This window comes from Planctobacterium sp. R6, from assembly GCF_055755215.1.
In genome coordinates this window covers 60,166-72,628 of record NZ_JBVTQY010000016.1, presented here as the reverse complement: position 1 = coordinate 72,628, position 12,463 = coordinate 60,166, and the positions used below count along the sequence as shown (strand labels likewise).

General features: G+C 47.7%; 10 protein-coding genes. 3 read left to right on the top strand and 7 right to left on the bottom strand.

What is annotated here, in order from left to right; genetic code table 11:
• Nucleotides 1-43: 43 nt before the first annotated feature.
• Nucleotides 44-1,795 carry an acyl-CoA dehydrogenase family protein gene (locus tag AC0J20_RS12070; RefSeq protein WP_473021829.1) on the bottom strand — a complete coding sequence of 584 codons (1,752 nt, stop codon included), beginning with the start codon at nt 1,793-1,795 and terminating at the stop codon, nt 44-46.
• Between the two features lie 261 nt (nt 1,796-2,056).
• On the opposite strand from AC0J20_RS12070, the gene AC0J20_RS12065 reads away from it, so the two are divergent.
• Both AC0J20_RS12065 and AC0J20_RS12060 read left to right on the top strand, forming a co-directional pair.
• Nucleotides 2,057-3,973: a methyl-accepting chemotaxis protein gene (locus tag AC0J20_RS12065; RefSeq protein WP_473021827.1), complete on the top strand. Its 1,917-nt coding sequence runs from the start codon at nt 2,057-2,059 to the stop codon at nt 3,971-3,973.
• 119 nt (nt 3,974-4,092) lie between these two features.
• Nucleotides 4,093-5,313, top strand: a complete 1,221-nt coding sequence (locus tag AC0J20_RS12060) for an EAL and HDOD domain-containing protein (protein WP_473021826.1) — start codon at nt 4,093-4,095, stop codon at nt 5,311-5,313.
• Between the two features lie 28 nt (nt 5,314-5,341).
• Here the strand turns inward: AC0J20_RS12060 and AC0J20_RS12055 are convergent, their stop codons facing one another.
• From AC0J20_RS12055 to rpsU, 5 genes are all read right to left on the bottom strand, one after another.
• A complete protein-coding gene (locus AC0J20_RS12055; protein ID WP_473021825.1) occupies nt 5,342-5,875 on the bottom strand; it encodes an NUDIX domain-containing protein in 534 nt (177 codons plus the stop codon).
• A gap of 33 nt (nt 5,876-5,908) precedes the next feature.
• Nucleotides 5,909-7,750: an RNA polymerase sigma factor RpoD gene (gene rpoD / locus AC0J20_RS12050; RefSeq protein WP_229528208.1), complete on the bottom strand. Its 1,842-nt coding sequence runs from the start codon at nt 7,748-7,750 to the stop codon at nt 5,909-5,911.
• Between the two features lie 261 nt (nt 7,751-8,011).
• Nucleotides 8,012-9,799 carry a DNA primase gene (gene dnaG, locus AC0J20_RS12045; RefSeq protein WP_229528209.1) on the bottom strand — a complete coding sequence of 596 codons (1,788 nt, stop codon included), beginning with the start codon at nt 9,797-9,799 and terminating at the stop codon, nt 8,012-8,014.
• Between the two features lie 104 nt (nt 9,800-9,903).
• Complete coding sequence (locus AC0J20_RS12040) at nt 9,904-10,350, bottom strand: GatB/YqeY domain-containing protein (RefSeq protein ID WP_229528210.1); 447 nt, start codon at nt 10,348-10,350, stop codon at nt 9,904-9,906.
• Between the two features lie 28 nt (nt 10,351-10,378).
• Complete coding sequence (gene rpsU, locus AC0J20_RS12035; RefSeq protein ID WP_229528211.1) at nt 10,379-10,594, bottom strand: 30S ribosomal protein S21; 216 nt, start codon at nt 10,592-10,594, stop codon at nt 10,379-10,381.
• A 226-nt stretch (nt 10,595-10,820) separates the two neighbouring features.
• On the opposite strand from rpsU, the gene tsaD reads away from it, so the two are divergent.
• Nucleotides 10,821-11,858, top strand: a complete 1,038-nt coding sequence (gene tsaD, locus AC0J20_RS12030) for a tRNA (adenosine(37)-N6)-threonylcarbamoyltransferase complex transferase subunit TsaD (RefSeq protein ID WP_473021824.1) — start codon at nt 10,821-10,823, stop codon at nt 11,856-11,858.
• A gap of 7 nt (nt 11,859-11,865) precedes the next feature.
• Here tsaD and plsY read toward each other — a convergent pair whose 3' ends face one another.
• Nucleotides 11,866-12,438 (bottom strand): glycerol-3-phosphate 1-O-acyltransferase PlsY, encoded by a 573-nt coding sequence (gene plsY, locus AC0J20_RS12025; RefSeq protein ID WP_473021823.1) that lies wholly within the window; start codon nt 12,436-12,438, stop codon nt 11,866-11,868.
• Nucleotides 12,439-12,463: the final 25 nt, after the last annotated feature.

The window sequence follows — 12,463 nt, the reverse complement described above, 5'->3', positions numbered from 1 at the left end:
TTGAAGGGAGTCGTTTGACTCCCTTTTTGCGTTTCCTGAACGGCTAAAAATCGTCCAGAGTAAACGCGGCGAGGTCCTCACCGTTGTCTGTCAGAGCGGCTTTGTGCATCAGGGCTCTCGGGTACAGGCGCTTTAAGTAAAACTCACAAACTTTCGCCTTGCTATTGGCAAGTTGTTGATTGTCATTGCCTGATGCAGTGTCTTTCAGACTTAGCCAGCATATGGCCAATAATGAATAGGCACAAAACTGCATGTAATCATAGGCTCGGCTGGCAGTATCAAACGCATCTCCCGCCATCAAAGATTGCGAGCCGGCTAACCACAAATCGTAGACTTCCTGAGCCTTATCGCGGTCCTGTTGATTGGCGATGTTGGTAATCAAACCGGCAAATAGTTCAGCCGTTGCCTGAAGCATTTTACCGCCGTCTCGCACCAGTTTACGGGATATCAAATCCAATGCCTGAATTCCATTGGTGCCTTCGTACAATTGTGTGATACGACTATCGCGAATCAATTGCTCCATGCCCCATTCCTGAATGTAGCCGTGTCCACCAAAAATCTGAACCCCCAACTGGGAGACTTCCTGTCCCACATCGGTAAAGAAAGATTTAGTGATGGGGGTCAGGTAGGCAACTATGGCTTCTGCGTTTGCTTGCTCTTCTGGAGAACCAAAACGCACCAGGTCTACCTGTTTGGCGTACAACAAACCCAAAGCCCGGCAACCTTCTGTCAGCGCTTTTTGAGTCAGTAACATGCGGCGCACATCTGGTAGATGAATGATGGCATCGGCTTTTTCTTCCGGCTGCTGCACACCCTGTGGCGCTCTCGATTGTAAACGTTCTTTGGCGTAAGTAAGTGCTCCCTGATAAGATGCCTCAGCGATGCCGGTACCTTGTAAACCCACCTGAAAGCGCGCGTCGTTCATCATGGTAAACATACACGCCAGGCCACTGTGTGGTGCGCCAATGAGCCAGCCTGTCGCACCGTCAAAATTCATGACACAGGTGGGACAGCCATGCAGGCCCATTTTATGTTCGATACTACCCACCGAGACCGCATTAGGCACATCGAAAGCGTCGTTTTCACCGGGGAGCATTTTAGGTACCAGAAACAAACTTATGCCTTTCACACCCGGAGGAGCATCAGGCAGTCTGGCCAGTACCAGATGAATAATATTATCGGTCCATTCGTGGTCACCACCGGAAATAAAGATTTTAGTGCCGGAAATCTTATAGGAGCCATCGTCATTAGGTTCAGCTTTGGTGGTGAGTAAGCTTAAATCGGAGCCTGCCTGAGGCTCAGTCAAATTCATGGTGCCGGTCCATTCACCGCTGATTAAATTGGGCAAATAACTTTCTTTTAGCGCATCGCTGCCGTGTTTTTCCAGCGCGAGTACTGCGCTTTCAGTCAGGCCACAAACCAGGCGCCAGCTAACATTGGCGGATACCAGCATTTCGTGTACCGGGATAGCCACCGAATAAGGCAGTTCCTGGCCACCATATTCTTCACAACCCAGCATGGCGTTCCAGCCGTTTTCAATATAGTTCTGATAGGCTTCTGGGAAACCCTGTGCAGTAGTGACTTTACCATCACTGAGTTTACATCCCTGCTGATCTCCCGCCTGATTAATTGGGGCGATTTCTGATTCAGCAAAGCGCGCGCCCTGGGCAATAATTTCATTTACCAGCTCGGCATCAATATCGTCTTTACCGATATGGCGATAATGGTCACTGACGTTTAACCAGTCGTGAAGAAGAAATTGGAAGTCGGCTAAGGGAGCACGATATTCTGGCATGGTAAAATCCTCAAAAATGTTTCAAGTGGTCTGATGAGTTTGCCAGTGGAGCAACAAAAAGTAAACGGAATTACCTGGTTTGTCTTTAAAAGGCAATCTAAGCCAATAAAAATAGAAAATAGTTTCAGGATGTTGACTATTTGGTCGAAAACGAGATGATAAGAGCAGAAATATATCGGACATAATCTACAAAGTTTTTGTATTTTTGCAGTTGTCACTCCTACAATAATAATGAGCCATTGCGCACATAACGAGCAATAAATGAATTTAGCATCTTTATCTATTAAACAATTATTTGTTTTTTCACTGCTGATAGCAGTGTTGGTGTCCACCATAATCGTTGGTGCAATTGGACAGTTTAGCGCACGAAATCTGGTGTCGGAACGCCTTGAAGAAGTGGAGCTTCCCAATACTTTGCAACGCATTCGCAATGAGCTGGACAAAGAAATCTCAATTATGCGTAGCGCTACCAGACAATTAGCGAACGACGAGTTTGTTAATCAGTGGATGCGCAATGGGTCACCTGGCGCACAGGAAGACACCGTGATACGCAATCTGAACAATATTAAAAACCAGTATGGTTTAACCAATGTGTCTGTGGCTAATCGCGGTACAGCACAATACTGGAACCAGGATGGTTTTTTAAGAGTACTGAATAACGATAATTTGGACGGTTGGTTTTTTGCCTTTCGCGATTCCGGCGAAGCCTCTTCCATGAGCCTCTACACAGAAGAAGGGGCGGGCACCAAGATGTTCGTTAACTACCAACAACTGAACGGACAGGTTTTGGCAGGGATAGGGTTATCTGTTGATCAGATGGTGGACAAGCTGAAAAGTAACAGACTGGCAGAAACCGGCTTTGTATTTTTAACCGATGGTAAGGGACTGGTGCAAATTCATCGCAACCAGTCCTTTCTGAACAAAAAAGATTTGGGTTCACTGTACAGTGGCGATGTTGAGCGCAAACTACTGACTCGTTCTGAATTCGCTATGAGCCGCACTGAGGTGGATGGTGAAGAGGTGTTTTTAGCCAGTAGTTATATCGAGTCGGGTGGCTGGTATGTTGTGGCGCAGGTGCCGGTGGATGAGATCTTCGCTGAACTCAATGCCGCCAGAAATCAAATGATTGTCTGGGTCGCATTAGTGGCTGCCGGATTTGCGGTATTAGCGGTATTTGTTGCCAACATCATTGCGGCCCCTATTTGTAAATTATCCGCCGTGTTTGCCGAATTGGGGCAGGCAGAGGCGAACCTTGATGTGCGGCTTGAGCGGCAGTCTTCCAAAGAGTTGCAATCGCTTGGCGAAGGCTTTAACGCCTTTGTGGAAAAGATTCAAAAAACCGTCGAGATGGTCGCCAATACCAGCGAAGATTTGCGCACAGAAGCTGATTCGGTGGCGGACTTTGCCAGACAATCTTTAGCGCTGGGCAAACGACAGTCCACCCATACCGGAGAAGTGGTAACCGCAATTAGTCAGATGGGCGACACCGTGGATGAAGTGGCGCGCAATGCGAACAAAGCGGCAGAAACCTCAAATGATTTAGAAGATGCCAGTCACAAGGGTAAGGCAGTTTCTATGCAGGCTAAACAATCTATTGAGCAGCTTTCAACACAAGTGGAGTCGGTAGCTGTTGTAATTGATGAACTGGCCAGCCACACCGACGCCATAGGCAGCGTTCTGGAAGTGATTCGCGGGGTATCAGAACAAACTAATCTGTTGGCATTAAATGCAGCGATTGAAGCTGCCCGGGCTGGTGAGCAGGGACGTGGCTTTGCAGTGGTCGCAGACGAAGTGCGTTCGCTGGCACAGCGCACCGGAGAATCGACAGAGGAAATTCAGAAAACTATCGACCGTTTACAGCAGGAAGCCGCAAGAGCTGTATCCCTGATGAAAGATAGCCGGGAACAGGCCCGTACCGGGGTAAGTTCCGTTATTGAGGCTGAGCAGTCGCTGAGCAGTATCACTGAAGGTATCACGGCGCTGCGGGACATAAATAATCAGGTTGCTACGGCTACTGAAGAGCAGGCCCAGGTGGCCCATGTTATCAGTGAGAACCTGAAGCAAATTCAGGGTGAAACGGAAGACAATCTGCAGGTGTCTGACAAAGTGGCCAGAACCAGTGAAGCCTTACAGCAACTTTCGGGGATGCTGGACAAGTTGGTGGAAGCCTACCGTTAATGTGGCTCAAAGCAGCCTTGTATTAGCCTAAAGTTGTATAACAAGAATGGATTCAACAGTGTCATAATCAACGGGTTATCCAGTACATCAATCTGAACCAGAGGACAATAAATAATCTCATGTATGCCAGTCGTGATGTATTGTGTGCCCGACAGCCAATTTTCAATACTAAAAATCAGATTTACGGCTATGAGTTGCTGTATCGTTCGGTAACGAATACTGACAAGGCCGACTTTATCGATGGCGATATTGCAACCAGTGAGCTGTTGCTGAATGCCTGTGCCAGTATCAACGACGACGAAACGCTGAGCCAATTCCCGCTCTTTTTTAACGTTACCCGCAACCTGTTACTTTCTGACTCGTTTTTTCCGGTGGATGCCAACAAAGCCATTATTGAAATACTGGAAGATATTACAGTAAACGAGGAACTCACCACGCAAATCTACCGGCTTAAGCGCCTGGGGTATCAGTTTGCGTTGGATGATTTTACCTTTGATTCCAGGTTCGAACCGCTTATCCCCATGGTTAGGTTTATCAAAGTGGATGTGCTGGCCTGTGATATTTCCCAACATGAAAAAGATATTCAGCGTATTAAGGCAATGGGAAAAGTGCTGATAGCTGAGAAGATTGAGTCGCTGGCAGTTTTTGAACAATGTGTCGCGTTGGGTTTTGACTTATTCCAGGGCTATTACCTGGAAAAACCTCAGATCGTTGAGGGCCGGAAAATCAATGCGAACGTTAATTTGGCCCTGACAATCATTAACGAGCTGCAACAACCGGATGTCAGTTTTGATAAATTATCGTATCTGGTATCCAAAGATCCTAAATTGAGCTATCAACTGTTACGTATCCTAAATAGTCCTGCTCAGGGGTTAAAACGCGAAGTCAGTAGCCTGAAGCAAGCCGTGGTGTTTTTGGGGGTAGTGTCACTGAAAAAGTGGGTTATATTGATATCCTTGTTGCAAAACAGTGATGTCCCTGACGCGTTTTTTACAGTATTGCTGACACGAGCCAGAACCTGTGAGCTGTTGGCTAAAACCATAGAGTTAAAAGATGCCGACAGCTATTTTACCGTGGGTTTATTTTCAGGGCTGGATCGGGTGCTCAACCTGGAAATGTCGGATGTGATAAAACATTTGAGTATCCCCAAAGATGTGCAGGATGCACTGCTCAACCGGGCCGGGTTTAAAGGTGAGACCCTGAGTAAAGTTATTTTACTGGAGCGGGCTGACTGGGACGACCTTACCAAGGCATGCGGTTGGTCTCAGGCCTGTTTGTTAGCACAATTAATGGAGCAGGCACGGGACTGGACAGATTCGCTGTTAGGTGATCTGGTGTAAGCCAGTCCGACTGTACGCTGCACATCGATTAATTATCTTTGACGTTTTCTGCTTCGTTGTTTTCCGGCCTGGTTTTGTTAAACATATCCAGGGTTTCAATATGCCGTTTTGGATAGCGCCACTCACTGGCTAAGGTATCAAACGGGTCGGTCAGTTTGATAAACGCAACTTCGTGCTTTGTCCAGTCGGGTACCGGAAAACGGTCAATATCTTCGCCTACTTCGTCTGCTAACTGGCACTGGTAAATCCGAAAGCCATTCTCTGCAATACCTAATAACTTACCTACTTCAACGTTAAAGCCGGTTTCTTCAAACGTTTCCCGGTGAGCGGTACATTGTGCCAGCTCACCTTCATTTGCTGTACCGCCTGGTACATCCAGGCGGCCGGTTTGAATATTACCTAGTGTCAGTAGTTTTTCGTTTACCCGGATAAAACAACCGGCGTTACCGGTGGCATCGTCCAGATGTTGATCGCTGATACGACATACGGGATTAGCTGGCTTGACCGTGTCACAGGCTGACAGCACACCACAAAAAATGAATAACAGTATTTTTCTTCGCATATAAAAAGGGCGCTTTGCGCGCCCATTCCTTAATTATTGTTCATCCAGGAAGCTTCGCAATTGCTCCGAGCGGCTCGGATGACGCAATTTACGCAATGCTTTGGCTTCAATCTGACGAATACGCTCACGGGTTACGTCGAACTGCTTACCCACTTCTTCCAATGTGTGATCGGTGTTCATGTCGATACCAAAACGCATTCTCAACACCTTTGCTTCTCTGGCGGTAAGGCCTGCTAACACGTCCTGAGTTGCCAGTTTAAGGTTGTTGTTGGTGGCTGAATCCAGAGGCTGCACTATGGTGCTGTCCTCAATAAAGTCACCCAGATGCGAATCTTCGTCGTCACCAATGGGGGTTTCCATGGAGATTGGCTCTTTGGCGATCTTCAGCACCTTACGAATCTTATCTTCCGGCATTAACATGCGCTCAGATAGTTCTTCCGGAGTGGGTTCACGACCAATTTCTTGCAGCATCTGACGGGAGATACGATTAAGCTTGTTGATCGTCTCAATCATATGTACCGGAATACGGATAGTTCTCGCCTGGTCTGCAATAGAGCGGGTAATCGCCTGACGTATCCACCATGTGGCGTAAGTTGAGAACTTATAACCACGGCGATATTCGAACTTGTCTACGGCCTTCATCAGGCCGATATTTCCTTCCTGAATCAGATCCAGGAATTGCAAACCGCGGTTGGTGTATTTTTTGGCAATTGAGATAACCAGACGCAGGTTGGCTTCTACCATTTCTTTTTTGGCGCGGCGAGCTTTCGCTTCACCGATAGACATGCGGCGGTTGATATCCTTGATATCGTCAATCACCAGGCCAGTTTCTTCTTCTACCTGGTTAATTTTACTGACACAACGCTCAATGTCTTCCTGCAGAAGTTTAAGTTGTTCAACGTAAGGGTGATCACTTTCTAATACTTCGTAAAACCAGTCAAGAGAGGTCTCATTGCCGGCGAACTTACGGATAAAGTCGCGTTTAGGCATTTTGGCCTGAGCAACACAGTGCTTCATCACCAGGCGTTCCTGAACGCGCACTCTGTCCATCATAGAGCGCATATTGCGCACCATGCGGTCGAATTGCTTCGGTACCAGACGGAACTCTTTAAATACGTCACTCAGTTTAGCGATTTCTTCTTTCGCTTTAGCATGAGCGCGGCCATTTTTAGCGATGACTTCACGGGTGGCTTCGTACTGAACACGCAATTCTGCAAACTTTTCGCGCGCCATTTCCGGATCGATGCTGTTATCTTCATCATCAGAAGAATCGTCATCATCGTCGTCGTCATCATCGTCGTCTTCGTCGTCCAGATCTTCCTGAGACAACTCAGAGCCGATGTGCGTTGCTGTGGGAGCGACGTCTTCTTCGTTAGGATCAACAAAGCCCAGAATAATGTCACTTAAACGAATTTCTTCGGCTTCGTACAGATCCCATTGATCTAAAAGGTAAGTAATGGCTTCAGGGTATTCGGCTACAGAGCACTGAACCTGGTTGATACCATCTTCGATACGCTTGGCAATTTCGATTTCGCCTTCACGGGTCAACAGTTCAACTGTGCCCATCTCGCGCATGTACATGCGTACCGGGTCCGTTGTACGGCCTATTTCACTTTCTACCGTGGCTAGCGCTTGTGCGGCTGCTTCTGCCACTTCTTCATCGGTAGTGGTTTCCTGCATTAATAACTCATCGGCGTCCGGGGCATTTTCAAATACCTGGATACCCATGTCGTTAATCATGCGAATAATATCTTCAATTTGATCGGAATCTACGATATCTTGCGGGAGGTGGTCATTTACTTCAGAAAAGGTCAAAAAGCCTTGTTCTTTACCTTTAGCAATGAGGAGTTTGATCTGTGACTGCTTGCTTGCCATATGCTTCCACAATATAAATTTACTAGTTCAAGTGCGCCGCACGAATGATGTTATCGGAGCACTCCTGAAGACGTTGCGCCAACGCGCGCGGAATTAGCGATTATAGCAGATAAAAAAGTGTACAATCTATGCCTTGTACAAAATTTGTTTTTCTGGCCTGTTTACAAATCATTACTAACTGAAGTTACTAATCGTCGCGCTCACCCTAATATTTGGTGTTAAATCCCGATTTTACAAGGCTCGGGCTGTAATTTTATATTACTACTGAGTGGCGACACCGGTGCGCAGAGCTTTAGTTAGCGCTACGATTTCTTGTTTTTCCTCGGCACTCAATGACTGCACGCGGGAAAGCGTTGTGAGTTCATCCAGCCTGGCTTCTAATTGCAACTGGATCAGACGGTTCATGTTGCCTCTGAATTCAGCCACCAAATCTTTACCCGGCGGCATTTCTTTGCTCATCATTTGCAATAGAATGTTGTAATGGGGGTGCTCACGGAAACGCTCCAGCACCTGAATGCCCATAACGCTTGTTTCAGACACGCAAATGCTGTGAATATCACGCAATAGGTTCATGCCAGGCAGATTGATGGCCAACAGACTCTGCGGTGTCACTTCCGGGACCTGTCGTGCTACTTCGGGGGCGTGCAACAACAGATGCAACAATCTTCTTACCGGAGAATCGGATATCTTTTGGTGTTTTTCGTAATCGGCTTTTTGCGCCTTGATAGAGACGTTCGCTTCAGCGATTTTTTTGCTGGCTACTACCTGATTATACTCGCCGGTAATGGTGGCCAGTTTTTCAGTTAACATCTGTTTCTGGTATTCACCCGGTACCTGCTCCAGCATCGGCATCGTCTGTGCTTTCAGGCTGGCTTTGCCTTCCAGTGTGGACGGGTCGTGTTGTTGGCGCAATTGCTCAAACAAAAATTCCGACAAGGGCTGGGCCTGTTTAAGGCGTGCCTCAAAGGCCTCTTTGCCTTCCTGACGCACCATGGTATCCGGGTCTTCACCATCCGGTAAAAACAGGAACTTTAATTTGCAGCCATCTTTTAACATGGGCAGGGCATTTTCCAGCGCCCGCCAGGCGGCATCGCGTCCCGCCCGATCTCCGTCGTAACAACAGATCACTTCCTGGGTGTTGCGGAACAATAACTGAATATGTTCCGGTGTAGTGGCCGTGCCCAGTGCGGCCACGGCGTAATCAATACCAAATTGCGCCAAAGCTACCACATCCATATAGCCTTCAACGATGATCACTTTTTCCAGTTTGCGATGGGCCTGCTTGGCCTGGTAAAAGCCGTAGAGCTCCGAGCCTTTATGGAAAATTCGGGTTTCCGGTGAGTTCAGGTACTTGGGGCCATCGCCTTGCATGATGCGGCCACCGAAGCCGATTACCCGACCACGACGGTCCCGAATAGGGAAGGTGATGCGGTCGCGGAAAAAGTCATAACGACGTTGCTGGTCGTTCTGATTCACCAGTTTTAAATCCATCAGTTGCTGGACTGACTGATTGTCTGTTCCAAACTGACGTAATACCGAATCCCAGTCTGGCGGTGCAAAACCTATTTCAAAGGTTTTGACAATTTCACCGCTTAAGCCCCGGCCTTTCAGGTAATCGATGGCGTTCTGTCCCTGGTTGTGCTGACGTAATTGTTGTGCGTAAAAACGCGCTACTTTATTCATCAACTCATAGTCGTCCTGCAACTGCTGTTTTTGCTGCGGACTTTGCTGTCTGAAATTACCGCCGTCTTCACGGGGCACTTCCAGGTGATACATACGGGCCAGCTCTTCCACCGCTTCGGGGAATTCCAACCGTTCGTATTCCATCAAAAACGAAATAGCGTTGCCGTGGGCGCCGCAGCCGAAACAATGATAGAACTGTTTATCCGGGGCGACGGTAAAAGAGGGGCTTTTTTCATTGTGGAAAGGACAACAGGCCTGATAGTTTCGGCCGGCCTTTTTTAAAGGCACAAAACTATCGATCAGCTCAACGATATCAGCGCGAGCTAATAGGTCATCAATAAAACTACGGGGAATTCTGCCAGCCATAAATTGTTATTTTTAAGGTCCACAAATAAACAAGCCGCACCTTGTTATAAGGTGCGGCTTGTGTCAAGTCGATAAATTCGTTAGTGCAGATTATCTGCCGTGAATTATGCGGTAAGTTTTGCCTTGATGGCTTTGCTCAGTTCGCCCATATCGGTGCGACCCTGAACTTTGGGTTTTAACCATCCCATCACTTTGCCCATATCCTGCATGCCACTGGCACCGGTGTTGGTCATAGCTTCGGCGATTAAGGCGTCGAGTTCTTCACTGGTTAATGCCTTAGGAAGAAATGAGTGTATCACCTCCGTTTCATTTCTTTCCTGTTCTGCCAGATCTTCGCGTCCGGCAGCTTCAAACTGTTGCATGGCATCTTTGCGTTGCTTGACCATTTTGGTCAAAATCGCCAATACATCAGCGTCTTCTAACTCGACTTTGCCGTCTATTTCTTTTTGCTTAATTTCTGCCAAAGCCATTCGAATGGTACCCAGACGTAATTTGTCTTTGGCACGCATGGCGTCTTTTTGGGCTTCTTTAAGTGATTCTTTTAAAGACATAACTTAGCAATAATTCGCGGTTAACGACTTAGTATAACTTGATACGACGAGCGTTTTCGCGAGCCACTTTTTTCAAGTGACGCTTTTTAGCAGCTGCTTTTTTACGCTTGCGTTCCCAGGTAGGCTTTTCGAAGAATTCTCTGCGACGAACTTCGGATAAGATACCCGCTTTTTCACATGAACGCTTAAAACGACGCAGTGCTACGTCAAACGGTTCGTTTTCTCTTACTTTAACGATTGGCATTAAATAATCACCTCAAATCAAAATCTTATAAATAATGTGCTTAAAAAATAGACGGCACGGCTAAAAATGGTGCGCAATTCTAATCATATCGCCAGGTAAAGTAAAGGGAATGGAGGCTATTTGTGCAGATTAGTTGTCCGGTTTTCTCACTGCTGCGCTATTAGATTGGTTCTGCTAAACGCTTTTGGGTAAACTAGCGCCAGTTTTGATGGTAAGAATGATAGTTATGTTGGTATTAGGAATAGAAACTTCCTGTGATGAAACCGGTATTGCCCTGTATGACACTGACAAAGGCCTGCAATCTCATGCGCTGTACAGTCAGGTGAAACTTCACGCCGATTATGGCGGTGTAGTGCCGGAGCTGGCCTCCAGAGATCACATTCGCAAAGTGATCCCGCTGATTAAAGAAGCAATAAAAGAAGCCGGTGTTACTCAGGCTGATATTGACGGGATTGCGTATACCCGGGGGCCTGGCCTGATTGGTGCTTTGCTGGTGGGCAGCTCGGTGGCCCGTAGTCTGGGGTTTGCCTGGAATATTCCTGCCGTGGGTGTGCATCATATGGAAGGGCATCTGCTGGCGCCATTGTTGGATGATATTGATTTGTCTTTTCCCTTTGTGGCACTGCTGGTGTCAGGTGGACACTCTATGCTGGTTAAGGTAGACGCCATCGGAAGTTACGAACTACTGGGAGAATCGGTGGACGACGCCGCCGGTGAAGCGTTTGATAAAACCGCGAAACTTCTGGGACTGGATTACCCGGGCGGGCCACGGTTGGCCAAATTAGCGGATCAGGGCAATACCGGGCGTTTTACTTTTCCCCGCCCCATGACTGACAGGCCGGGCCTGCAATTCAGCTTCAGTGGTCTGAAAACCTTTGCAGCCAATACTATTCGCGATTTGAAAGCTGCCTCGGAATCCGGTGAATTATCTGAGCAGGACAAAGCCGATGTTGCGGCGGCATTTCAGGAAGCGGTCATCGATACCTTGTTGATAAAATGTAAGCGGGCGTTAAAGCAATGCCATGTAAAGCAACTGGTCATTGCAGGTGGAGTGAGTGCCAATGTGCAACTCAGGGATAGAGTAACGCAGTTAATGGATAAGTTGGGCGGAAAAGCCTTTTATCCGGCGCCGGCGTTTTGTACTGATAATGGCGCTATGATCGCCTATGCGGGTGCGCAACGTTTATTGGCGGGACAACAGGATGATATGGCTGATCAGGTATTGCCACGCTGGCCACTGGATGAATTACAACCGTTAAAATAGAAGCACTTCAGGCTTTGAGTTCACTGCCTTCCCACAGTCGGCGAATGTTGGGGAGGTGGCGCAAAACAATGGTGCAACTCATTAAAGTCATGCTCATGAACCAGGGAGACTGAAGCAGCCAGGCCAATATCGGGGCCAGGCTGACGGTAATAATGGCGGCGATGGAAGAAATTCGTATTTTTTTCATGATACCCAGCCACACCAGGATCAAAAACGCCCCTATAAGCCACTCCAGCGCCAGGACCACACCAAAACCGGTAGCGACGGCTTTGCCCCCTTTAAAACTAAAGAACAGCGGAAAAATGTGCCCCAGACAGGCGCACACGCCACACAGCGCTACAACAATTTCCGGCTGCTCCAGTGACACTGCTAACAGCACCGGCAACATCCCTTTTAGCATATCAAAACTAAAGGTGGCCAGAGCCGGCCATTTACCGCCAATGCGATACACGTTGGTGGTACCGGGATTTTCAGAACCTTCTGACCGGGGATCGGGCAAATGCCACAACCGGCACACCACAATGGCACTGCAAATAGAGCCGAGATAATAGGCCAGCACCGGCAATAAAACCGCTAGCATGATGTCCTCATTTTGAGGTTAGACA